At 62.7% G+C, this 23,087-nt stretch carries 20 protein-coding genes; 16 read left to right on the top strand and 4 right to left on the bottom strand.

All coding sequences use genetic code 11. The annotated features are described in order from the left end of the window. The first annotated feature begins 52 nt into the window (after positions 1 to 52). The 16 genes from tkt (at position 53) to WIF35_RS14280 (ending at position 17,440) form a co-directional block, all read left to right on the top strand. Complete coding sequence (gene tkt / locus WIF35_RS14355; protein WP_412478905.1) at positions 53 to 2,059, top strand: transketolase; 2,007 nt, start codon at positions 53 to 55, stop codon at positions 2,057 to 2,059. A gap of 32 nt (positions 2,060 to 2,091) precedes the next feature. After that, positions 2,092 to 3,120: a type I glyceraldehyde-3-phosphate dehydrogenase gene (gene gap, locus WIF35_RS14350; RefSeq protein ID WP_412478904.1), complete on the top strand. Its 1,029-nt coding sequence runs from the start codon at positions 2,092 to 2,094 to the stop codon at positions 3,118 to 3,120. 99 nt (positions 3,121 to 3,219) lie between these two features. Continuing rightward, on the top strand, positions 3,220 to 3,681 hold the full coding sequence (locus tag WIF35_RS14345) for a hypothetical protein (protein ID WP_412478903.1): 462 nt from the start codon (positions 3,220 to 3,222) through the stop codon (positions 3,679 to 3,681). Beyond that, positions 3,682 to 4,722, top strand: a complete 1,041-nt coding sequence (locus WIF35_RS14340; RefSeq protein WP_412478902.1) for a type I glyceraldehyde-3-phosphate dehydrogenase — start codon at positions 3,682 to 3,684, stop codon at positions 4,720 to 4,722. A 9-nt stretch (positions 4,723 to 4,731) separates the two neighbouring features. Beyond that, on the top strand, positions 4,732 to 5,919 hold the full coding sequence (locus WIF35_RS14335; RefSeq protein ID WP_412478901.1) for a phosphoglycerate kinase: 1,188 nt from the start codon (positions 4,732 to 4,734) through the stop codon (positions 5,917 to 5,919). Positions 5,920 to 6,003: 84 nt separating this feature from the next. Next, a complete protein-coding gene (pyk, locus tag WIF35_RS14330) occupies positions 6,004 to 7,437 on the top strand; it encodes a pyruvate kinase (protein ID WP_412478900.1) in 1,434 nt (477 codons plus the stop codon). 42 nt (positions 7,438 to 7,479) lie between these two features. Continuing rightward, positions 7,480 to 8,544 carry a class II fructose-bisphosphate aldolase gene (gene fba / locus WIF35_RS14325; protein ID WP_412478899.1) on the top strand — a complete coding sequence of 355 codons (1,065 nt, stop codon included), beginning with the start codon at positions 7,480 to 7,482 and terminating at the stop codon, positions 8,542 to 8,544. A 115-nt stretch (positions 8,545 to 8,659) separates the two neighbouring features. Next, on the top strand, positions 8,660 to 9,874 hold the full coding sequence (locus WIF35_RS14320; RefSeq protein WP_412478898.1) for an MFS transporter: 1,215 nt from the start codon (positions 8,660 to 8,662) through the stop codon (positions 9,872 to 9,874). Between the two features lie 47 nt (positions 9,875 to 9,921). After that, a complete protein-coding gene (locus WIF35_RS14315) occupies positions 9,922 to 11,262 on the top strand; it encodes a DUF3422 family protein (protein WP_412478897.1) in 1,341 nt (446 codons plus the stop codon). A gap of 36 nt (positions 11,263 to 11,298) precedes the next feature. Further along, positions 11,299 to 12,231, top strand: a complete 933-nt coding sequence (locus tag WIF35_RS14310; RefSeq protein ID WP_412478896.1) for a phosphoribosylaminoimidazolesuccinocarboxamide synthase — start codon at positions 11,299 to 11,301, stop codon at positions 12,229 to 12,231. 113 nt (positions 12,232 to 12,344) lie between these two features. Then, positions 12,345 to 13,118 carry a DUF2189 domain-containing protein gene (locus WIF35_RS14305; RefSeq protein ID WP_412478895.1) on the top strand — a complete coding sequence of 258 codons (774 nt, stop codon included), beginning with the start codon at positions 12,345 to 12,347 and terminating at the stop codon, positions 13,116 to 13,118. Positions 13,119 to 13,180: 62 nt separating this feature from the next. After that, positions 13,181 to 15,238 carry a M3 family metallopeptidase gene (locus WIF35_RS14300; protein WP_412478894.1) on the top strand — a complete coding sequence of 686 codons (2,058 nt, stop codon included), beginning with the start codon at positions 13,181 to 13,183 and terminating at the stop codon, positions 15,236 to 15,238. Positions 15,239 to 15,255: 17 nt separating this feature from the next. After that, entirely contained in the window at positions 15,256 to 15,741 is a 486-nt protein-coding gene (locus WIF35_RS14295) for a glutaredoxin family protein (protein ID WP_412478893.1), read from the top strand. Next, positions 15,738 to 16,508 carry an exodeoxyribonuclease III gene (xth, locus tag WIF35_RS14290; protein WP_412478892.1) on the top strand — a complete coding sequence of 257 codons (771 nt, stop codon included), beginning with the start codon at positions 15,738 to 15,740 and terminating at the stop codon, positions 16,506 to 16,508. The genes WIF35_RS14295 and xth overlap by 4 nt, the downstream gene beginning before the upstream one ends. Beyond that, entirely contained in the window at positions 16,505 to 17,176 is a 672-nt protein-coding gene (locus tag WIF35_RS14285; RefSeq protein WP_412478891.1) for a Crp/Fnr family transcriptional regulator, read from the top strand. Before xth ends, WIF35_RS14285 begins: the two co-directional genes overlap by 4 nt. Positions 17,177 to 17,248: 72 nt before the next feature. Beyond that, entirely contained in the window at positions 17,249 to 17,440 is a 192-nt protein-coding gene (locus WIF35_RS14280; protein WP_412478890.1) for a DUF2892 domain-containing protein, read from the top strand. Between the two features lie 43 nt (positions 17,441 to 17,483). Here the strand turns inward: WIF35_RS14280 and rsmA are convergent, their stop codons facing one another. From rsmA to WIF35_RS14260, 4 genes are read right to left on the bottom strand one after another with little or no spacing between them, the layout of a single operon-like run. Continuing rightward, positions 17,484 to 18,251, bottom strand: a complete 768-nt coding sequence (rsmA, locus tag WIF35_RS14275) for a 16S rRNA (adenine(1518)-N(6)/adenine(1519)-N(6))-dimethyltransferase RsmA (protein WP_412478889.1) — start codon at positions 18,249 to 18,251, stop codon at positions 17,484 to 17,486. Next, positions 18,248 to 19,237 carry a 4-hydroxythreonine-4-phosphate dehydrogenase PdxA gene (gene pdxA / locus WIF35_RS14270; protein ID WP_412478888.1) on the bottom strand — a complete coding sequence of 330 codons (990 nt, stop codon included), beginning with the start codon at positions 19,235 to 19,237 and terminating at the stop codon, positions 18,248 to 18,250. Before pdxA ends, rsmA begins: the two co-directional genes overlap by 4 nt. After that, positions 19,237 to 20,538, bottom strand: coding sequence for a peptidylprolyl isomerase (locus WIF35_RS14265; RefSeq protein ID WP_412478887.1), 1,302 nt, complete (start codon positions 20,536 to 20,538; stop codon positions 19,237 to 19,239). The genes pdxA and WIF35_RS14265 overlap by 1 nt, the downstream gene beginning before the upstream one ends. 5 nt (positions 20,539 to 20,543) lie before the next feature. Further along, positions 20,544 to 23,078, bottom strand: a complete 2,535-nt coding sequence (locus WIF35_RS14260; RefSeq protein ID WP_412478886.1) for an LPS-assembly protein LptD — start codon at positions 23,076 to 23,078, stop codon at positions 20,544 to 20,546. Positions 23,079 to 23,087 lie beyond the last annotated feature (9 nt).

Raw genomic sequence — 23,087 nt, 5'->3', positions numbered from 1 at the left:
CGAGGGTTTTCCCGGATAATTTCGGCTTTTCAGCAGGCTGGATTTCCGGAACATGAGCGTCAGCACCTCCCCCAAGTTTTCACCTTTGACCGGCGCCATCCGCGCCCTCGCCATGGATGCCGTCCAGCAGGCGAATTCCGGACACCCGGGTGCCCCGATGGGCATGGCGGAAATCGCCGAGGTGCTGTGGCGCCGTCACCTGCGCCACAATCCGGCCAACCCGCAGTGGCCCGACCGCGACCGCTTCGTGCTGTCGAACGGCCACGGCTCGATGCTGATCTATTCCCTGCTGCACCTGACCGGCTACGATCTGTCCATCGACGACCTGAAGAGCTTCCGTCAACTCAAGTCGCGCACCGCCGGCCACCCCGAGTTCGGCCACACGCCGGGCGTCGAGACGACCACCGGCCCGCTCGGCCAGGGCATCACCAACGCCGTCGGCTTCGCGCTGGCCGAAAGGGTGCTGGCCGCCGAGTTCAACAAGCCCGGCCACGAGATCGTCAATCACCACACCTACGTCTTCATGGGCGATGGCTGCCTGATGGAAGGCGTTTCGCACGAAGCCTGCTCGCTGGCCGGCACGCTCGGCCTGGGCAAGCTGATTGCCTTCTGGGACGACAACGGTATTTCCATCGACGGCCACGTCGAAGGTTGGTTCACCGAAGACATTCCCAAGCGTTTCGAGTCTTACGGCTGGCACGTCATTCCGGCCGTCGACGGCCATGATGCCGACGCCATCGAAAAGGCACTGCTCGCCGCCAAGGCCGTGACCGACAAGCCGACCCTGATCTGCTGCAAGACCACCATCGGCATGGGTTCGCCGAACAAGCAGGGTTCGCACGACTGCCACGGTGCACCGCTCGGCAAGGACGAAATTGCCGCCGCCCGCGAATACATCGGCTGGCCGCATGCGCCGTTCGAAATCCCGGCCGAGGTTTACGACGCATGGAACCGCAAGCCGGCCGGTGCCGTTTTCCAGGAAAACTGGGACAACCGTTTTGCCGCCTACCGCGCCGCCTTCCCGGCCGAAGCCGCCGAATTCGAGCGCCGTGTCATGAAGGCCGAACTGCCGACCACCTGGGCAGCCACCAAGGCCAGCTACGTTGCCGCCTGCCGCGACAAGGCCGAGAATATCGCCACCCGCAAGGCCTCGCAGAACGCCATCGCCGCATTGGTCCCGGCCGTGCCGGAAATCTTCGGCGGCTCTGCCGACCTGGCCGGCTCCAACCTGACCTTCGTCAAGGGCAGCAAGGGTGTCACCAAGACCGAAGGCGGCAACTACTGCTACTACGGCGTGCGCGAATTCGGCATGACCGCCATCGCTAACGGCATCGCGTTGCACGGTGGCCTGATTCCCTACACCGCCACCTTCCTGGTCTTCTCGGATTATGCCCGCAATGCCATCCGCATGGCGGCGCTAATGAAACAGCGCCAGATCATGGTCTATACCCATGACTCCATCGGCCTCGGCGAAGACGGCCCGACCCACCAGCCGGTCGAGCACATCCCATCGATGCGCATCATCCCGAACGTCGATGTCTGGCGTCCGGCTGATGCGACCGAAACGGCCATTGCCTGGATCGGTGCCGTCGAGCGTACCGATGGTCCGAGCATCCTGGCCCTGTCGCGCCAGAACCTGCCGACCGTGACCCAGAAGATCGCCGACGCCGATATTGCCAAGGGTGGCTACGTGCTCTCTGAAGCCGACGGCGAAGCGCAGATCACCCTGATCGCCACCGGTTCCGAAGTGAAGCTGGCGCTCGACGCCCAGGCAGCACTGGCCGGCGAAGGCATCAAGGCGCGTGTCGTTTCCATGCCTTGCACCAACGTCTTCGACCGTCAGTCGGCCGAATACAAGGCATCCGTCCTCGGCGGCTGCAAGAAGCGCATCGCCATCGAAGCGGCCCATCCGGATTTCTGGCGCAAGTACGTCGGCCTGCACGGCGCCGTGATCGGCATCGACCGCTTCGGCGAGTCCGCCCCGGCCGGTCAGCTGTTCGACCTGTTCGGCTTTACGGTCGCCAACGTCGTCGCCACGGCGAAGGCAATGCTGTCCTGATTCACCACAGATTTACAGAGAGAGGAGTAGTTATGGCTATCAAGGTTGCTATCAACGGTTTCGGTCGTATCGGTCGCTGCACGCTACGCGCGATTTACGAGCAGGGTCTGCAGAACGAGTTCGAGGTCGTGGCGATCAACGCCTCCGGCGATCTCGCCACCAACGCCCACCTGTTGAAGTACGACACCACGCATGGCCGTTTCGGCACTTCCGTCGAAACCGAAGGTGAAAACTGCATCATCATCGACGGCAAGAAGATCGCCTTCTACTCGACCAAGGACCCGAAGGGCGTCAACTGGGCCAGCCACGGCGTTGACGTGCTGCTCGAGTGCACCGGCGCCTACACCACCAAGGCCAAGGCCCAGGCTCTGCTCGAGCAAGGCGCCAAGCGCGTCCTGATCTCCGCCCCGGGCGGCGACGACGTCGACACCACCATCGTCGTCGGCGTCAACGAAGGCGCCCTCAACGCCGGCATGACCGTCGTTTCCAACGCCTCCTGCACGACCAACTGCCTGGCCCCGGTCGCCAAGGTCCTGTCCGACAACATCGGCATCAAGACCGGCCTGATGACCACCGTGCACGCCTATACCAACGACCAGGTCACCGTCGACGTCCGCCACAAGGACCTGCGTCGCGCCCGTGCTGCTGCCGCCAACATCATCCCGACCAAGACCGGTGCCGCCAAGGCCGTTGGCCTGGTGCTGCCGCAACTGGTCGGCAAGTTCGATGGCTTCGCCCTGCGCGTGCCGACCATCAACGTCTCGCTGGTCGACCTGACCTTCACCGCCGAGCGTGCCACCACCAAGGAAGAGATCAACGAGCTGATGACCAAGGCCGCCAACGGCCCGCTCAAGGGCATCATGGCCGTCAACAACGAGCCGCTGGTTTCCTCCGACTTCAACCACACCACCGTCTCCTCGACCTTCGACGCGACCCAGACCCGTGTCCTCAAGGGCGAAGACGGTTCGACCCTGGTCAAGGTCCTGGCCTGGTACGACAACGAGTGGGGCTACTCCTGCCGCATGCTCGACGCCGCCCGCGCCTGGATGAACGCCAAGTAATTCACCCATAAGCTGTACCCCTCGCCCCGCGCTTGCGGGGCGAGTTGTTTCAAGCCGGAGAGAGTCGAAGTCAAACCCCGTTGCCCCAAGGAGATGAAGATGAAGCCCAGCATCACCCGCATCACCGTTGCAGCCTTTTGCCTTTCCCTGGCCACCTCCGCTACCCTGGCCGAGGACAAGAAGACCGATGGTGAGCCCCCTGTCGTCACCGGCAATGCGCCGGCCGACAGCCTCTTCGCCAAGCTCAAGCCCGGCATGAAGTTCGACGAGGCCGTGGCCTTGTTGGGCAAGCCAACCTCCGAGCGCGCCTTCTGTACCGGCAAGCACCATATTCCTTTCTATTTCGGCCGTGACCGCGCCTACACCGAGTACTACTACAAGGAGCAGGGCGTCGTCGTCTTCTATACCGACGTCAGCGTCGGTGGCTGGAGTCGCTACAAGAGTTGCTCTCCGGACAAACCGACGGAAGTGGCCGAGGTGCATTACGATCCGAAGGAATCCGGCGTCGCGCCCAAGGAAGGCGAGGAGCGCCCCAAACCCCAAGTCCAGGCCGCCAACTAATTGCCCAAGACCACTCGCCTCGCCATCAACGGTTATGGCCGTATCGGCCGATGCTTCCTGCGTGCGCTACTGGAATCGTCGGTAGCGCACAATCTCAAGGTCGTCGCCATCAACGAGCCGGCCGACCTCGACAGCATGGCCTATCTGACCCGCTACGACTCGACGCACGGGCGCTTTCCCGGCAGCGTCGAGGCCGTTGATGGTCAGTTGCGTATCGACGGCGAGGTCATCCGCGTCAGCCACGGCAAGACGCCTGAGGCGGTCGATTGGCACGGCGTCGATCTGGTCGTCGAATGTTCCGGCATCTATGGCCGGCGCGGCGAACTGGAAAACTTCCTGCAGGCCGGTGCCCCGCGTCTGCTGCTGTCGCACCCCGGCGCCAGCGCCGAGGATGTCGACGCAACCATCATCGCCGGCATCAACCAGAACACGCTGACCGGCAGCGAACACCTGGTTTCCGCGGCCTCGTGCACGACCAATGCCATCGTGCCCATTCTCGATCTGCTCGACCGCGAACTGGGCGTCGAGCAGGCCTTGCTCAGCACACTGCATTCGGTAATGAACGACCAGCCGCTCATCGACGGCTACCACCACAGCGACCTGCGCCGCACGCGCTCGGCCATGCAGTCGATCATTCCGGTTTCCACCGGCCTGGCTCGCGGCGTCGAACGCCTGTTGCCGCAACTGGCCGGCAAGGTGCAGGCCAAGGCGATCCGCGTGCCGACGACCAATGTCTCGGCCATCGACCTGACCATTGCCACGCAGCGCCCTGTGTCGGCACACAGCGTCAATGCCCTGCTCGCCGAAGCGACGCGCGGCCCGCTCAAGCGCCTGGTCGCCTATTCAGAAGCGGCGCACGCTTCCATCGATTTCAACCATGATCCCCATTCGGCCATTGTCGACGGCAGCCAGACGCGCACCGCCGGCACGCACCTCGTGAACCTCTTCGTTTGGTTCGACAACGAGTGGGGCTTCGCCAACCGCATGCTTGAGGTTGCCGACCACTGGTCGCGCCTCTGGAACGATCAAAAAACCACCTAGGAGATAACCATGAACGTCATCAAACTGACCGACCTCGACGTCGCCGGCAAGCGCGTCTTCATCCGCGCCGACTTGAACGTGCCGCAGGACGAAGCCGGCAACATCACCGAAGATACCCGCATCCGCGCTTCGCTGGCCTCGATCAAGTACTGCCTGGAGAAGGGCGCCGCCGTCATGGTCACCTCTCACCTCGGCCGTCCGACCGAAGGCGAACTGCGTCATGAAGACACCCTGATGCCGGTCGCCGTACGCCTCGGCCAGCTGCTGCAGGTGCCGGTCCGCCTGATCCAGGACTGGGTCGATGGCGGCTTCGAAGTGAAGCCGGGCGAGGTCGTCCTGCTCGAAAACTGCCGCGTCAACAAGGGCGAGAAGAAGAACAACGACGAACTGGCGCAGAAGATGGCCAAGCTGTGCGACATCTACGTCAATGACGCCTTCGGCACCGCCCACCGCGCCGAAGCCACCACGCACGGCATCGCCAAGTACGCGCCTGTCGCCTGTGCCGGCGTGCTCATGGGTGCTGAAATCGACGCGCTGGGCAAGGCCCTGCACAACCCGAAACGCCCGCTGGTCGCCATCGTCGGCGGCTCCAAGGTGTCGTCCAAACTGACCATCCTCAAGTCGCTGGCCGACAAGGTCGACCAGCTGATCGTCGGCGGCGGCATCGCCAACACCTTCCTGCTCGCCTCCGGCAAGCGCATCGGCGATTCGCTGGCCGAGCCGGACCTGGTCAAGGAAGCGCACGCCATCATGGACATCATGAAGGAACGCGGCGCCGAAGTGCCGCTGCCGACCGACGTCGTGGTCGCCGACGAAGTCTCCGCCCTGGCCCGCGCCAACAAGATTTCCATCGACGACGTGCACACCCACGACCGCATTCTCGACGTCGGCCCGAAGACCTCGGCCAAGCTGGCCGAGATCATCGCCAACGCCGGCACCATCGTCTGGAACGGCCCGGTCGGCGTCTTCGAGCTACCGCAGTTTGCCGGCGGCACCAAGATGATGGCTTCCGCCATCGCCCACTCCGAAGCCTTCTCGATCGCCGGTGGTGGTGACACGCTGGCCGCCATTGCCAAGTTCCACATCCACGACGACGTCGGCTACATCTCGACCGGCGGCGGCGCCTTCCTGGAATTCCTCGAAGGCAAGACCCTGCCGGCCATCGCCGTGCTCGAAGAGCGCGCGGCCGCCAAGTAAGGCTGTATGGGCGCGCACCGCGGCACTGCTGCGGTGCACTGCCCAAAATCGGCAAAAACCAACAAACCGTTTCAGGGAGAAGACATGTCACGCCATACCAAGATCGTCGCCACGCTCGGCCCCGCCTCATCGTCACCGGAAGTACTGGAAAAACTGGTGGCCGCCGGCATCGACGTCGTGCGCATGAACTTCTCGCACGGCACGGCCGACGACCACAAGGCCCGCGCCGAAGGCATCCGCGCCGCGGCGGCCAAGCTCGGTCGAACCGTCGGCATCCTCGGCGACCTGCAAGGGCCGAAGATCCGCGTCGGCAAGTTCGAGAGTGGCAAGATCACCTTGCATGACGGCGACTCCTTCATCCTCGACGCCGGCTGCGCCATGGGCAACCAGGAGCGCGTCGGTCTCGACTACAAGGAACTGCCGAAGGACGTGCAATCGGGCGATATCCTGCTGCTTGACGACGGCCGCCTGAAACTTGAGGTCATGATCGTTCGCGGCCAGGAAATCCACACCCGCGTGCTGGTCGGCGGCGACCTGTCGAACAACAAGGGCATCAACCGCCAGGGCGGCGGCCTGACCGCCCCGGCGCTGACCGCCAAGGACATGGACGACATCAAGACCGCCGCGCAGATCGGCGTCGATTTCGTCGCCGTCTCCTTCCCGAAGAGCGCCGCCGACATGTACATGGCCCGCCAGCTGTTGCGCGCCGCCGGCAGCCAGGCCGTGCTGATCGCCAAGATCGAGCGTGTCGAGGCCGTGGCCAACCTGGAAGAAATCCTCGATGCCTCCGACGGCGTCATGGTCGCCCGCGGCGACCTCGCGGTCGAAGTCGGCGACGCCTCCGTGCCGGCCTTGCAAAAGAAGATGATCCGTCTGGCCCGCGACAAGAACAAGCTGACCATCACCGCCACACAGATGATGGAATCGATGATCAACTCGCCGGTGCCGACCCGCGCCGAAGTGTCCGACGTGGCCAACGCCGTGCTCGACGGCACCGATGCCGTCATGCTGTCGGCCGAAACCGCCTCCGGCAAATACCCGGTCGAAACCGTCGAATCGATGGCCCGCGTCTGCGTCGAGGCCGAACGTTCGGCTGAAGTGACGCTCGACCGCGAATTCCTCGACCGCGTGTTCACCCGTATCGACCAGTCCATCGCCATGGCGGCGATCTGGACGGCACACCACCTCAAGGTCAAGGCCATCGCCGCGCTGACCCAGTCCGGCTCGACCGCATTGTGGATGAGCCGCATGAACTGCGGCGTGCCGATCTACGCGCTGACCCCGGACGCTGGTGCCGTGGCCCGCATGGCCCTCTACCGCGAAGTCTATCCGCTGCAGATGACGCAGCAGCACAGCGACCGCGACCGCCTGCTGGCCGAGGCCGAAACCCTGCTCATCGCCAAGGGCGTGGTCAACAAGGGCGACCTCATCGTCCTGACCATCGGCGAACCGATCGGTACCGCCGGCGGGACCAATACGCTGAAGATCGTCCGGGTCGGCGAACACCAAATCCTTTAAAATATTCCGCTTAACCAAACACGACACAACACAGGAGTTCCCATGCCGCTCGTCTCCATGCGCCAGCTGCTCGACCATGCCGCCGAAAACGGCTACGGCCTGCCCGCCTTCAACGTCAACAACATGGAACAGGTCTGGGCCATCATGGAAGCGGCCGCCCAGGTCGACGCCCCGGTCATCATGCAGGCCTCGGCCGGCGCCCGCAAATACGCCGGCGAGCCCTTCCTGCGCCACCAGATTCTGGCCGCCCTCGAAGCCTATCCCAACATCCCCATCGTCATGCACCAGGACCACGGCCAATCGCCGGCCGTCTGCATGGCCGCGATCAAGTCCGGCTTCTCGTCGGTGATGATGGACGGCTCGCTGCAAGCCGACGGCAAGAGCGTCGCCAGCTACGAATACAACGTCGAAGTGACCAAGAAGGTCGTCGAGTTTGCCCATAGCATCGGCGTTTCTGTCGAAGGCGAACTGGGCGTGCTCGGCTCGCTCGAAACCATGAAGGCTGACAAGGAAGACGGCCACGGCGCCGAAGGCCACATGACCCGCGAAGACCTGCTGACCGACGTCGAGCAGGCCGCCGACTTCGTCAAGCAGACCAATTGCGACGCGCTGGCCATCGCCATCGGCACCAGCCACGGCGCCTACAAGTTCACCAAGAAGCCGACCGGCGACATCCTCGCCATCGACCGCATCGCCGAAATCCACGCCCGCATCCCGAACACCCATCTGGTGATGCATGGTTCCTCCTCGGTGCCGCAGGAACTGCTCGCCGAAATCCGCGAATTCGGCGGCGACATGAAGGAAACCTACGGCGTGCCGGTCGAGGAAATCGTCAAGGGCATCAAGCACGGCGTGCGCAAGGTCAATATCGACACCGATATCCGCTTGGCCATGACTGGCGCCATCCGTCGCTACCTGGCCGAGCATCCGGACAAGTTCGACCCGCGCGACTTCCTGAAGCCGGCCCGCGAAGCCGCCAAGAAGATCTGCCTGGCCCGCTTCGAAGCCTTCGGCGCCGCCGGCCAGGCCAGCAAGATCAAGGCCATCGGCCTCGACAAGATGGCCGAGCGCTATGCCAAGGGCGAGCTGAACCAAATCGTGAAATAAGCCGGTTTTTGCCGGTGCACCGCAGAAGAGCCGCCGCGTGCGGCTTTTCTTTTTGGAACGAAACAAGCGCGCCGGCATCCATACCCCAGCACCCCACCCTAGCAAAGCCCCCCGCATGGCCAACCCCGCGCTCGGCGAACTGATTCGCCACCGCCCCTTCCTCGCCTTTTCGGTCTCCCGCCTGGCGGCCATGACGGCCAACCAGATGCTGATGGTCGCCATCGGCTGGCAGATGTATGACCTCACCGGCAGCGCCTGGGATCTCGGCCTGGTCGGCCTCTTTCAGTTCGTGCCGGCGCTGCTGCTGACCTTGCCGGCCGGACATGCCGCCGACCATCTCAATCGCGGCCGCATCTTTGCCGCCTGCATGGCCAGCCAGGCCATCGTCGCCCTGACCCTGCTCAGCGCCACCCATACCGGCCAGGAAACGCGCGAGTTGATCCTCGGTCTGTCCATCATCCTCGGCGTCGCGCGCGCCTTCCAGATGCCGGCCCAACAAGCCTTGATCCCGCTACTCGTGCCGCCGAAGATTCTCGGCCAGGCCATCGCCCTCAACGCCAGCGGCATGCAGGCGGCGATCATCGCCGGCCCGGCCATTGGCGGCGCCTTGTATATCTTCGGGGCGACAACCGTCTACCTGGTCGGCACCATCCTGCTGCTCATCGCTGCAGGCCTGATGCTCGCCGTGCGCTACACGCAGACGCCCCCGCCAGGCGGCACCAGCCTGCACAGCGTGCTGGCCGGCGTGCGCTTCGTCTGGCAAAACAAGATCCTGCTGGGCGCCACTTCGCTCGACCTGTTCGCCGTGCTGCTCGGTGGCGCCACTGCCCTGCTGCCGATGTTCGCCAAGGACATCCTGCACACCGGCCCGGAAGGCCTGGGCCTGTTGCGCGCCGCGCCGGCCGCCGGTGCTTTCCTGATGTCGCTGGCCCTGCTGCGCTGGCCGCTGCATCGCCATACCGGCAACATCCTGCTCGCTTCGGTCGCCATCTTCGGCCTGGCCACCATCGTCTTCGGCCTGTCGACCAGTTTCGGCCTCTCCCTCGTTGCCCTGGCCGTTACCGGCGCCGTCGACAACATCAGCGTGGTCATCCGCCAGACGCTGGTTCAGGCCGATACGCCGGACGAGATTCGCGGCCGGGTGTCGGCGGTGAATTCGATATTCATCGGTGCCTCCAACCAGCTTGGCGAATTCGAATCGGGCGCGACTGCGGCACTGCTCGGGCCGGTCGGCTCGGTCGTCCTCGGCGGCATCGGCACGGTCGTCATCGCGCTGCTCTGGCTGCGCCTCTTCCCCGGCCTTGCCCGGCGCGACCGCCTGGTCGAGTGAGCACAAGCAGCCTGCCGCCTGCTCAACGGGAAAGGATTTAGGGTAAATTGTCGCATCGCAACATCACCCCATTTTCCTGTGGCATGCACTACGAACTGAGCCAACATCCCTCGCGCCAGCGTCTCAACGACGAGGTACACACCCGCCCGCCGATTCCACTCGAAGCGCCCGCGCTGATCAGCTTCATCGCCTGCACGCGTGACACGCACGAACTCGCGGAGGAGCGCAGCCACCTGGGCGCCCTCTACGAGCGCCTGGGTCTGCCGGTCGAGCCGAGTGCCGAAGCTGCCCATCTGATCATCGATTGCGGCAGTTTCAAGCTGAAATGGGAGTTGCATGGAGAGTTCTCGACCTACACCTTCTTCAGCAAGCCGAACAAGCCGCCGCGTAGCGGCGAGACGGCACTCGACGTGGTGCCCGCCGAGTGGTTGCAGGGCATTCCCGGTCAGGTCATCAGTGCCAGCCATCTCGAACTGCTGGTCAACGGTTCGCCCAACCCGACCGAAATCATCTGGAACCTGAGCAGCAATGCCGAAGCCAACGATACCCAGATCGTCTCGCAGATTGCCGGCCAGGCCGCCTGGCTGTTCACCGATTTCCGCATCCACGACGGCTTCTCGAAATTCACCGTGATCGACGAGAGCATGGGCAAGCTGCGGACCGGCCGGATCATCCAGCGTCTGTTGGAGATCGAAACCTACCGCATCATGGCCCTGCTCGCCTTCCCGGTCGCCAAGTCGGTCGGCAAACTGCTCAACCGGGCCGAAGCCAACCTGGCCGAACTGATCGACCGCATGGTCAGCGCCGCCAATCCGGTCGACGAACGCGCCGTACTGGCCGATCTGACCCGGCTGGCCGCCGAAATCGAGCACTCGGTGGCCAGCACCACCTTCCGTTTCGGGGCGGCAGCCGCCTACTACCGCCTGGTCCAGCAGCGCATCGGCGAACTGAAGGAAACCCGCGTTTCGGGCTATCCGACCATCAAGGGCTTCATGGAGCGCCGCCTGGCGCCCGCCCTCAACACCTGCGCCGCCATCGCCCGTCGCCAGGAAGAGCTATCGGCCCGCATCGCCCGCACCAGCCAGTTGCTGCGCACCCGCGTTGACATGGAACTGGAGCGTCAGAACCAGGAACTGCTGTCGCAGATGAACCGCCGCGCCAAGCTGCAACTGCGTCTGCAGGAAACCGTCGAAGGCCTATCAGTCGTCGTGTTGACCTACTACGGCTCGCAACTGGTGCAATACCTGGCCAAGGGCACCAAGGAACTGCACCACCTCAACACCGACGTGATCACGGCAATTTCCATCCCGGTGATCGCCGGCCTGCTCGCCTGGGGCACGCGCAAGATGCACAAGAAACTCGCCGCCGAGGAAGGCGAGGCACACTGATTTATAATTACGCTTTTGCTTACCGGGAACCCGACCGTGGCCGCTCCGCTTTTTGAATCCACCATCACCAGCCTGCCGCTCATTTCCAAGGGCAAGGTCCGCGACATCTATGCGATCGACGACGAAAAGCTGCTCATCGTCACCACCGACCGCCTGTCCGCTTTCGACGTCATCCTGCCGGACCCGATTCCGCGCAAGGGCGAAGTGCTGACCGCCGTCGCCGACTTCTGGTTTGAAAAACTCGGCCACATCGTTCCCAACCAGCTGACTGGCGTCGATCCCGAATCCGTCGTCGCCCCGAACGAACGCGACCAGGTACGTGGCCGCGCCGTCGTCGTCAAGCGCCTGCGTCCGCTGCCGATCGAGGCCGTCGTTCGCGGCTACGTCATCGGTTCCGGCTGGAAGGACTACCAGCAAACCGGCGCCATCTGCGGCATCGCCCTGCCGGCCGGCCTTAAAATGGCCGCCAAGCTGCCGTCGCCGATCTTCACCCCGGCCACCAAGGCCGCCGTTGGCGACCACGACGAAAACGTCTCCTTCGCCACCGCCCAGGCCAACTGCGCGGCCGACCTCTGCGGTGCACTGGCCGGAACGGGCAAAAATGGGGCCGGCCTGGCCGACGAAGCCCGCATCGCCGCCCTGCGCCTGTACGAAGAAGCTTCCGCCTATGCCAAGGGCCGCGGCATCATCATCGCCGACACCAAGTTCGAATTCGGCATCGACAAGGCCGGCACGCTGCACCTGATCGACGAAGCGCTGACTCCGGACTCTTCCCGTTTCTGGCCGGCCGACCAGTACGTCGAAGGCCAGAACCCGCCGTCCTACGACAAGCAATACGTGCGCGACTACCTGGAAACCCTGGACTGGGGCAAGGTCGCTCCCGGCCCCAAGCTGCCGGCCGACGTCATCGCCCGCACCAGCGCCAAATACATCGAGGCCTACGAGCGCCTGACCGGCAAGACGCTGTAACTCGACGCCTACCGCAACAAAAAACGCCCGCCTTGTGCGGGCGTTTTGCTTTTTGCGAACCCGCCCTGGGGAAAACGGTCGAAGCAAGGTATCGAGCAGAAATGGAGGCCGCCATGAATCACAGCTTCGATCATTCGCCGCTCTCTTCGCCGCTACCGCGGACGCGCAAGATCGCCGCGAACCGTCCTTTGGCCTGGATAGGTGCCGGTTGGTCCGACCTGAAGGCCAACCCTCTGCCATCGCTGGCCTACGGCCTGCTGTTTGCCTTGGCCGGCGACCTGATCATTCTGGCCGCGCTGGACCAGCCGCACCTGTTGACCGTGGCGATCTCCGGCTTCTTTTTGGTCGCCCCGCTGCTCGCCGCCGGCCTTTACGAGTTGAGTCGCTCCTTGGCCAAAGGCGAGCGTCTGCTCTTCATCGACTCGCTACGCTGCTTCCGCCGCAACGGCGAATCGCTGCTTTTCTTCGGTCTGATCCTCGGCTTGATATCGCTCTTCTGGGAACGCGTATCGGCCGTGGCGTTCGCGCTGGTGGCCATCGACTCGCCGAGCAGCGGCGCCATCTTCCTGAACGAGATCATTTTTGCCGGCGAGCACCTGGCCTTTACCGCCACCTGGTTCGCCGCCGGCGCCCTCCTTGCCTTGCTGGTCTTCGCCAGTACCGTTGTTTCAGTGCCGTTGATGCTCGATCGCGACGCCGATGCGCCAACGGCCATCGCCACCAGCCTGCGTGTCTTCATCGGCAATTTTTGGCCGCTAATCGGCTGGGCCTTGCTCATTGTCGCGCTGACACTGCTCGGCTTCGCCACTCTGTTGTTCGGCCTGATCGTGATCATGCCGATACTCGGCCACGCCTCGTGGCATGCCTACCGCGAGCTAGTAGAATAGACCCCAACACCAGCCAACCAAGCGGGCGGCGCAGACCGCCCGTTTTTATTGCCCCGACGACCATGACCAACGCCACCAATCCCCTGCTCGATTTCACCGACCTGCCCCGCTTCGATCTGATTCAACCGGAACACGTCAAACCCGCCATCACCCAATTGCTGGCCGACGGCCGCAGCCTGATTGAGAGCCTGACGGCCGAGGGCACGCCCGCGACCTGGTCAGACTTCGCTGGCGCGTTGTCCGATGGCCTTGAGGGTCTGGGCCGCGCCTGGGGCGTGGTCGGCCACCTGCATTCGGTCAACGACGTGCCGGCCTGGCGCGAGGCCTACAACGAAATGCTGCCGGAAGTGTCGCGCTTCTACACAGAGCTCGGCCAAAACCTGAAGCTGTTCGACAAGTACCGCGCGCTGAAGGCCAGCCCCGAGTACGCCACGCTGAATGCGGAGCAGAAAAAAATCGTCGACAACGAGATCCGCGACTTCCGTCTGGGCGGTGCCGAACTGCCTGAGGAGCAGAAGCCACGCTTCCAAGCCATCATGGAAGAGTTGTCGCAACTGGCGGCCAAGTTCTCCGAAAACCTGCTCGACGCGACCAACGCCTTTGCCGAAGTCGTTACCGACGAAGCCCAACTTGCCGGCCTGCCCGACTACGCCAAGGAAGCTGCCCGCGAAGTCGCCCAGAAGGCCGGCATTGACGGCTGGAAATTCACGCTGCATGCGCCGTCCTACGGACCGGTCATGCAATATGCCGACAACCGCGAGCTGCGCGCCCGCATGTACCGCGCCTATGCGACCCGCGCCGCCGAGATCGACAACGGCTATTCCAAGCCGGAATGGGACAACGGCCCGCTGATGAAGCGCATCCTCGAATTGCGCGAGGAAGACGCCAAGATGCTCGGTTTCGCCAATTTCGCCGAAGTGTCCCTGCTGCCCAAAATGGCTGACACACCGGTGCAAGTGCTTGCCTTCCTGCGCGACATGGCGAAGAAGGCCAAGCCCTTCGCCGAGAAGGACATGGCCGAACTGCTCGCCTTCGCCAAGGACGAACTGGGCATCGCCGACTTTCAGCCTTGGGACGCCGCCTATGTTTCGGAGAAGCTGCAACAGGCCCGCTATGCCTTTTCGGCGCAGGAAGTGAAGCAGTACTTCATTGAGCCCAAGGTCGTCGGTGGTCTGTTCAAGGTGATCGAAAGCCTGTTCGGCCTGCTCGTGAAGCCCGATACTGCCCCGGTCTGGCACGAGGACGTGCGTTTCTACCGGATCGAAACGCCGGCCGGCGAGCTGGTTGGCCAGTTCTACATGGATCTCTACGCCCGCGAAACGAAGCGTGGCGGCGCCTGGATGGACGAAGCGCGCTCGCGCAAGCACCAGGCTGGCGGCGTGCAGAAGCCGATCGCTTACCTGAACTGCAATTTCGCCCGCCCGGTCGGCGGCAAGCCGGCCACCTTCACCCACGACGAAGTGATCACGCTGTTCCATGAGGCCGGCCACGGCCTGCACCACCTGCTGACGCGCGGCACCGAACTGGGCGTATCCGGCATCCACGGCGTCGAATGGGATGCCGTCGAACTGCCCTCGCAGTTCATGGAAAACTATTGCTGGGAATGGGAAGTGCTGCAGGGCATGACCGCCCATGTCGACAGCGGCGAGCCGCTGCCGCGCGCGCTGTACGACAAGATGCTGGCGGCCAAGAATTTCCAGAGCGGCATGATGACGGTGCGCCAGCTGGAGTTCTCGATTTTCGACATGCGCCTGCACTGCGAATTCGACCCCAAGGGCGAGCGGACGGTCATGGACCTGATCCGCGAAGTGCGCGACGAAGTCGCCGTACTCGTGCCGCCGGAATGGCATCGCTTCCCGAACAGCTTCTCGCATATCTTCGGCGGCGGCTACGCGGCCGGCTACTACAGCTACAAGTGGGCGGAAGTGCTGTCGGCCGACTGCTACGCGGCTTTCGAAGAGGCTGGCAATCCCTTCGACCCGGTGGTCGGCAAGCGCTACCTGGACGAAATCCTGTCCAAGGGTGGTTCGCGCCCGGCGCTGGAAAACTTCAAGGCTTTCCGCGGCCGTGAGCCGAGCCCTGACGCATTGCTGCGGCATAGCGGTATGATTGCCGCGTAATGTTCAGGGAGACCATCATGCGCAGCATCGTACTGCTTTCGCTCGTCCTGGCCTGCTCGGCCGCCTTCGCCCAAACCTACAAATGGACCGACTCGGCCGGCCGCACGGTGATTTCCGACACGCCGCCGACCGGCCAGGCCAAGAAAGTGAGCAAGAGCAGCGACACGACCCAGGCCGACGACAATCTGCCCTTCTCGGTCAAGAAGGCCATGGAAGCCTTCCCGGTCGTGCTCTACACCTCGAACGACTGTGGCGACTCGTGCAAGCAGGCGCGCGACCTGCTGAACTCGCGCGGGGTGCCGTTTTCCGAAAAGGTCGTGCAAAAGCCTGAGGATGCCGAAGAGCTAAAACAACTGGTCGGCGATGCCTTCGTGCCGGTGATCAAGGTGGGCAATCAACGCCAGCGCGGCTTCGAGGCTGGCGCCTACCACAACCTGCTCGACCTCGCCGGCTACCCAAAAACTGCCCCCTACGGCGCCAAGAAAGCGGACGACAAGAAGTGAAAATCGCCAGCTGGAACGTCAATTCGCTGAAAGTCCGCCTGCCACACCTACTCGACTGGCTCGCCGAAGCCCAGCCGGATGCCTTGTGCCTGCAGGAATTGAAGCTCGAAGACCATAACTTTCCGCGTGCCGAAATCGAAGCGGCCGGCTATCAGGTGGCCTTTTCGGGGCAGAAGACCTACAACGGCGTCGCCCTGCTCGCCCGTGCACCGATCGAAGATGTCGTCTGTGGCAACCCGCATTTTCCCGACGAGCAGAAGCGCCTGATCTCCGGCACGGTGAACGGCACGCGCGTCGTTTGCGCCTACATGCCGAACGGACAGGCAGTGGGCAGCGACAAATACGATTACAAGCTGCGCTGGCTCGATGCACTAGCCGTCTGGCTGGACGAGGAACTTGGCAAGTATCCAAAGCTCGCCCTGTGCGGCGACTACAACATCGCCCCGGATGACCGTGATGTGCACGACCCGCAGGCCTGGGCCGGGCAGATCCTGTGTTCGGAGCCCGAACGCTCGGCCTTCCAGCGCTTCGTCGGCCTCGGCCTGAGCGACAGCTTCCGTCTGTTCGAGCAACCGGAGAAGACCTTCTCGTGGTGGGACTACCGCAACCTCGGCTTCCCCAAGAATCTCGGCCTGCGTATCGACCACGTGCTGCTCTCCAAACCGCTGGCCGAACGCTGTACCGCGGCCGGCATCGACCGTGCGCCGCGCAAACGCGAGCGTCCCTCCGACCACGCGCCGGTGTGGGCCACGCTGAGCGCCGAATGATGACTGCTGCGGTGCACGGCGAAAAAATCGAAAAAATGTACCCGGCCCTGGCCGGCCTCGCGGCTGAAGGTCTGGCCCGGTTGCTGACGCCCTTGCAGCCCATCCACTTGCCGGCTGGTACCCAGGTCTTCGCCGAGCATCAGCCCTGCCAGGGCTTCCCGCTGCTACTCGACGGCAGCATCAAGGTGGTCAAGCAGGCACCGAACGGCCGCGAATTGATGCTCTATCGCGTTGCTCCGGGCGGCTCCTGCATCATCACCTCCAGTTGCCTGCTCGGCCACACCGATTACAACGCCCGTGGCATCGCCGAAACGCCGCTCACCCTGCTCATCGTGCCGGCGCCGGCTTTTGCCGCACTGCTCGCCGAGCATCCCCCCTTCCGCGATTTCGTTTTCCACCTCTTTGCCGAGCGCATCTCGGAACTGATGCAACTGGTCGAGGAAGTCGCCTTTGCCCGTCTCGATCAGCGCCTGGCCAAGCTGCTGCTGGCGCGCAACGAAACGACCATCAACGCCACGCACCAGCAACTGGCCGACGAATTGGGCAGCGTACGCGAGATCGTCAGCCGCCTGCTCAAGGGCTTCGCGGCGCAGGGGCTGGTTACGCTCGGCCGCGAACAGATCACGCTGACCGACAACGACGGCCTGCAAAAACTGGCGACTGTGTGACCCAGGTTACATACCTGGGCGCTTCCCGGCGCTAAATTTCGTACCGTCTACAAACCGAATGGAGAACACATCATGAAACCAAACGTTGGCGGTATCGACAAAATCCTGCGTATCGTGGCCGGCATTGCCTTGGTTGCCTGGGCAGTCATGGGCGGCCCGGTCTGGGCCTGGATCGGCGTCGTGCCCCTGGCCACCGGCCTGATGGGCTGGTGCCCGATGTATCCGCTGCTCGGCATGAGCACCTGCCCGATGAAGAAGGACTGAGACTCTCGTCCTCGCTCTAGAAACCCGCCGCCGGCGGGTTTTTTTACGACAGGAAGTTGGCGATGCGGACGTAATCGTCGACCGAAATATCCTCGGCGCGACGGGTCGGATCGATGTTCAGCCTGACGAAATCGGCATCGCTCAGAATGCCCTTCAGCGTGTTACGCAGCATCTTGCGTCGCTGCGAGAAGGCGGCCTGCACCACCTGCGCCAGTTTGTCGTGACTCTTGGCGTGCAACTCGCTCGCCGGCTTGGGAATCAGCCGAACGACGGCCGATTGCACCTTGGGCGGCGGGTCGAAGCTTTCAGGCGGCACGTCGATCAGCCACTCGATGTAGAAGCGGTATTGCAGCATCACCGAGATGCGGCTGAATTCCGAATCGCCCGGCACGGCAACCATGCGCTCGACGACTTCCTTCTGCAACATGAAGTGCATGTCGTGGACGATCTCGGCGTAGGACGCGAGATGGAAGAGCAGCGGCGTCGAGATGTTGTAGGGCAGGTTACCAACCAAGCGCAGACGGTTGCCAACGGAGGCGAAATCGAAGGCCAGCGCGTCACCTTCGTGAATGGTCATGCGCTCCCGCGGATGCTGTTTTTTCAGGCGGGCGATCAGGTCGCGGTCGATTTCCACGACATGCAGATGCGGCAAGCGCTGCATCAGCGGCTCGGTAATCGCACCGAGGCCGGGGCCGATCTCGACGACGACATCGTCCGGCTTGGGATCGATGGCAGAAATGATGCCGGCGATGATGCCGGTGTCGACCAGAAAATTCTGGCCAAATCTTTTACGAGCGACGTGGCCCTTCATAGTTTCTTTCGTGATGCCATGCGCGCCGCCTCGGCGACGGCTTCGAACAGACTGCCCGGATCGGCCTGGCCGGTGCCGGCCAGCTCCAGCGCCGTGCCGTGATCGACTGAAGTGCGGATGATGGGCAGGCCGAGCGTGACATTGATGCCCTGCCCGAAGGTAGCGTATTTGAGCGCAGTCAGCCCCTGATCGTGATACATGGCCAGCACGGCGTCGCCCCTGGCGAGCACCGGTGGGGTGAACATGGTGTCGGCCGGATGAGGCCCGGAAAGCTGCATGCCCTCGCCGCGCAACTTTTCCAGCACCGGGGTGATGACTTCGATTTCTTCCATGCCGAGATAGCCGCCCTCACCCGCATGCGGATTGAGACCGGCGACCAGGATACGCGGCTCGGCAATGCCGTATTTGCCCCGCAGGTCGGCGTGCAGGATGCGCAGCGTCTGCTCGAGGATGGCCGGCGTGATGGCGGCCGGCACGTCCTTCAATGGCAGATGGGTGGAGGTCAGCGCCACACGTAGCGGACCGCGCGACGTGTCGCCGGCCAGCATCATGACGACCAGCGGCGTCGCGGTTTTCTCGGCAAGGTATTCAGTGTGGCCGGTGAAATGAACGCCAGCTTCGTTGATGACGCCCTTGTGCACCGGGGCGGTGGCCATCGCGGCGAATTCGCCGCTGACGCAGCCGGCCAGCGCCCGATCAAGCAAGGCGAGGACGTAAGCGCCGTTGCGCGCCTCCAGCTTTCCAGCAACCGATGGCTCGGCGAGCGGCAGATGGATGATTTCCAGACTGCTGCGGTGCACATCGCTTTTCGGGCAAAAATCACACAATTCGACATCGAGGCCCAGTTGCCGCGCCCGCTCGGCCAGCAAATCACGATCCCCCAGAATGACCGGCCTGGCCTCACCCTGATAGTCGGCCAGGCGCAGGCAAAGCTCCGGGCCGATGCCGGCCGGCTCGCCGCTGGTGACCGCGATGACTGGGCGCATTACTTCTCTTCGAGGCGGTTTTCGACGTAGGTGCGATCGCGCAACTGGCGCAGCCAGTCCTGGTAGGCTTCGTCGAGCTTGCGCTCGCGCAGCGCCTGACGGGCGGCGCCGCGCTGACGCTCGACCGACACGTCACGCTCGCGACGCTCCATCACCTGGATCAGGTGCATGCCGAAGGGCGACTGGACGACTTCGCTGAGTTCGCCCGGTTTCAGGGCGTTCATCGGCTGCTCGAATTCCGGCACGGTATCGCCCGGATTCATCCAGCCCAATTCACCGCCCTTGGCCGCCGAACCATCCTGCGAGTAGAGGCGCGCCTGTTCGGCGAAATCGGCACCGTTCTGGATGCGTTCGCGGACGATCTGCAACTTGTGCCGAGCCTCACGTTCCGAAACCACTTCGTTCACGCGAATGAGGATATGGCGCACTAGCGTCTGCTGAATAGAAACGGTGTCGCTACTGCCGCGCTTGCCGATCAACTTGACGATATGAAAACCCGCTGAAGAACGAAGCAGCGGGCTGACCTCACCGTCTCTCAGGCGGGCCGCTGCTTCGGCGTACAGCCCAGGCAAGCGATTCGACGGACGCCAGCCAAGGTTGCCGCCCTGCAATGCATCCGGCGCATCCGAGAAAGCGGCTGACAACTCGGCAAAATTTTCGCCGGAACGTGCTCGATTCAGCGCTTGTTCGCCACGTAACCGCAGTTTCTGCAACTGTTCCGGCGTCGCCGACTCCGGCGCCCGCAGCAGGATATGGGCCAGTTGATACTCTTCGTTCGCGCCCCCGGCTTTCTGTTCGGCCAGATAGTTGTCGACCTCACCATCCGAAACGACCAGTTTGTTATCGACCTCGCGCTCGCGCAGGCGGGTCATGACCATTTCGTTGCGGATTTCCTCGCGGAATTTGGCGTACGGAACACCGTCCTTCTCCAGCACCTGACGGAACTGTGGCAGCGACAGTTTGTTGTTGGCGGCGATTCGGTTGATCGCTTGATCGAGTTGGACATCGTCCACCTTCATGCCGCCATCGCGGGCATAGTTCAATTGCGCCTTTTCCATGATCATGCGTTCAAGCATCTGGCGCTCGAGAACATCCTGCGGCGGCAGCGGCGTACCTTGTTTCTGCAATTGCTTGAGTACGGTCGCCAGTCGCGACTGCAGTTCGTAATAGGTGATCACATCGCTACCGACGACGGCCACGATACGGTCAGCCTCGACCGGTTCGTCGCGTGGTGCAGCCGAAACCGACAAGGCGAGGGTGCAGCAAAGCAGAATGGCAAGCTGGCTGATCAGTTTTTTCATGGCGCTCATGGAGTGGACATCAGATTGTTGCCCGGCAATTCATTGCTCTTGCCGTAGCCCGGAATGACACGCCGCAGCATACCAATAGGATTGGAACCGATGCTGGCGAAATCATTGAGTTCAAGTTGCAGGAAGAAATTGGTGCTCGGCGTGCCGGAAACGGCCTCCAGGCGCTGCACGACGGCGCGTACCGCCCAGCAGCCGGCGTTGTATTCGAAACCACCGATCGCTTCGAGCAGTTGCTGGTCCTTCAGGGACCAGTTATAGCGACCCACGGCATACCAGTTGGCGGCAATCGGCCACTGCCCGGCCAGGTCGATCTGATCGACGGTCGACTTCAGGGTCGTGGAGTCATAGGCATAACGATAACTGGCCGACAGCACCTTGCCGTAGTCGGGCTGATAACGCACTCCGGCAGAGAAACGCTCGTTGGTATTGGCCCGGTAGTTATATTCCCAGGCCAGGTCCATATACGTTTTTGGCGCAACCAGCCCATTGACAGCGGCAACGATGTTCGAGAAATCATGCTGGCGTGCAGTTTCTCCGGTAATCGTCACGCGCTGCGGGGCAAAGTAATAGCGCTGGCCGAACATGGCCTTGAATTTCTCGACACCGGTCGTCGCATCGAGAATCCGCGTCGTCACCCCCGCCGTCAATTGATTGGCATCGTTGATCCGGTCATAGCCGCTATAGCGGTTTTCTGCAAAGATCTGGGCGAAATTGAAGTCGGTCACCCCGGAATCGAAAACCGGAATCTTGCTCTGGTCGCGATAGGGTATGCGCACATAATATAGGCGCGGCTCTAGCGTCTGGATGTATTCGTGACCGAAAAAGTCGCTCTCGCGCTCCAGTGCCATCGTCGAATCGAGCGAGAATATCGGTAGGGTGCGACTCATCTGGCTCGGCTCACCGACTGTCTGTTGCTCCAACGAGTAGCGTGTCATGTGGACGCCAAACTTCGGTGTAATCTGGAAGGCAGGGCTGATGATGGGCAAGGAAACCTGCGGATAAAACACCAATCGGTCGCCGTCGACCTTGTCCGGGTGGGTGAAGCGCGAATACTGACCGATCACGGCAAGGTCGGTCATCATTACATTCGGCTTGTAAGCCAGCAGATTCAACTGCGGCTCAAGGAAATATGGACGAGTGATCGGGTTGTCAGGATCTGGCTGTAGCGTCTGGTAACGCAGGGTCTGGATATTGGTCGTTAACCACGGTGCAGGCGTGTAAGCCAACTGCAGCTGCCTGGGCAACTGTGTCTGCGAGGTGCTGATCAATCGGGACGACATATCCTCCCAATAGTAGTCATCCGACACACCGTTCCAGTTGATCGCACCCGAAACGCCATTACCGAAATTATGCTGATGTTGCCACTGATAGGCGTAGCGACGCTTGTTCTCGAGCTCGTCATTGGGCAGGATTTCCGCGCGCGCCGTACCGCGATAGTTGTAATCCAGATACTGCGTCTCAGCGCCCAGCTGGAAACCACGCTTGGTCATGTAGCGCGGATAGAAGGTCGCGTCGTAGTTTGGCGCGATGTTCCAATAGAACGGAAAGGTGATGTCGAAACCGTTCTTCGTCGAAGTCGAGAAAAACGGGTGTAAAAAGCCGGAGCGGCGCTCAGAATTCAAAGCGAAAGTTCCGGTCGGCGTATAAAAAATCGGCACGCCCTTGAACCATAGAGAAGCATCGCTCATCTCGCCGACATTTTCGTCATAGTCGAGATGCATCTCGGCCGATTTTAGATACCAATCCTGCTGACTCGGCTTGCATGTCGAGAATGTATTGGCGGTCAGCTTGAACTGGTTTTCGCCTTCGAAATCGATACGCTCGGCCTCACCACTGGCTTCCGACGGACGCCTTGCTGGCGCAGTAGTCGGCAGTCCATAGGAATTGGGCACATTCAGCATCATGGGCGCCCCCGATGTGGTGGCATTAGTTGAAGCCACGGTGATCACCGGTTGCGTCGTACGGTAAAACTTGCTCGGCACCTCGCGCACGATGCGATAAGTCGCATATTCGGTAAAACCGATCTGCTCGGCCATCTTCATGCGCAGGTAAGGCGTTTCGATTTCAGCCCCGTCCTGCAACAGGCGGACATTGCCTTTGGCCTCGATTTCATCGTCAAGCGGCCGATAGACAACCCGGTCGGCGAACATCAGCGCATTGGCCCGGCGGAGTTCGACATTACCTTCCGCCTCGGCGGAATCGTCAGCACGCCCTTCGACCTGATCGGCCACGATGAAGAGCGGATACTGGTCGTCCTTCTTCAGCTGCATCGGATTGTCCAGGCCGACCTGTTCCGCCGCCGGGGCTTTCTTTTTGCCCAGGACGTTGAACTTGCGCTCGGAGCGCAATTTCAACGGTGGTGTATCGTCCAGCGCCAATCCGCTTGGCGCTTTGGTCGCGCCCTCGTTGTCTCCTGCCGCGGCAGCAACCCGACCAGCCGCCGCCGTGTCCACGGCGGCATGACCCACCTGCACCCCGGCAAAGAGGCAGCAAATCAACACGGCGAGAGGACGTCGGGCGTAACCGGGCATGGGCGAAGT

Source organism: Azonexus sp. IMCC34839 (assembly GCF_047047955.1).
Lineage (GTDB): Bacteria > Pseudomonadota > Gammaproteobacteria > Burkholderiales > Rhodocyclaceae > Azonexus.
The sequence above is the reverse complement of the archived record's forward strand: the minus strand, read 5'-3'. Positions and strand labels throughout refer to the sequence as shown.

Excerpts from the sequence above, each read along its gene's own strand:
- tkt (WP_412478905.1), top strand. The coding sequence starts at position 53 with ATGAGCGTCAGCACCTCCCCCAAGTTTTCACCTTTGACCGGCGCCATC.
- gap (WP_412478904.1), top strand. The coding sequence starts at position 2,092 with ATGGCTATCAAGGTTGCTATCAACGGTTTCGGTCGTATCGGTCGCTGC.
- WIF35_RS14345 (WP_412478903.1), top strand. The coding sequence starts at position 3,220 with ATGAAGCCCAGCATCACCCGCATCACCGTTGCAGCCTTTTGCCTTTCC.
- WIF35_RS14335 (WP_412478901.1), top strand. The coding sequence starts at position 4,732 with ATGAACGTCATCAAACTGACCGACCTCGACGTCGCCGGCAAGCGCGTC.
- pyk (WP_412478900.1), top strand. The coding sequence starts at position 6,004 with ATGTCACGCCATACCAAGATCGTCGCCACGCTCGGCCCCGCCTCATCG.
- fba (WP_412478899.1), top strand. The coding sequence starts at position 7,480 with ATGCCGCTCGTCTCCATGCGCCAGCTGCTCGACCATGCCGCCGAAAAC.
- WIF35_RS14320 (WP_412478898.1), top strand. The coding sequence starts at position 8,660 with ATGGCCAACCCCGCGCTCGGCGAACTGATTCGCCACCGCCCCTTCCTC.
- WIF35_RS14305 (WP_412478895.1), top strand. The coding sequence starts at position 12,345 with ATGAATCACAGCTTCGATCATTCGCCGCTCTCTTCGCCGCTACCGCGG.
- WIF35_RS14300 (WP_412478894.1), top strand. The coding sequence starts at position 13,181 with ATGACCAACGCCACCAATCCCCTGCTCGATTTCACCGACCTGCCCCGC.
- WIF35_RS14295 (WP_412478893.1), top strand. The coding sequence starts at position 15,256 with ATGCGCAGCATCGTACTGCTTTCGCTCGTCCTGGCCTGCTCGGCCGCC.
- WIF35_RS14285 (WP_412478891.1), top strand. The coding sequence starts at position 16,505 with ATGATGACTGCTGCGGTGCACGGCGAAAAAATCGAAAAAATGTACCCG.
- WIF35_RS14280 (WP_412478890.1), top strand. The coding sequence starts at position 17,249 with ATGAAACCAAACGTTGGCGGTATCGACAAAATCCTGCGTATCGTGGCC.
- rsmA (WP_412478889.1), bottom strand. The coding sequence starts at position 18,251 with ATGAAGGGCCACGTCGCTCGTAAAAGATTTGGCCAGAATTTTCTGGTC.
- pdxA (WP_412478888.1), bottom strand. The coding sequence starts at position 19,237 with ATGCGCCCAGTCATCGCGGTCACCAGCGGCGAGCCGGCCGGCATCGGC.
- WIF35_RS14265 (WP_412478887.1), bottom strand. The coding sequence starts at position 20,538 with ATGAAAAAACTGATCAGCCAGCTTGCCATTCTGCTTTGCTGCACCCTC.
- WIF35_RS14260 (WP_412478886.1), bottom strand. The coding sequence starts at position 23,078 with ATGCCCGGTTACGCCCGACGTCCTCTCGCCGTGTTGATTTGCTGCCTC.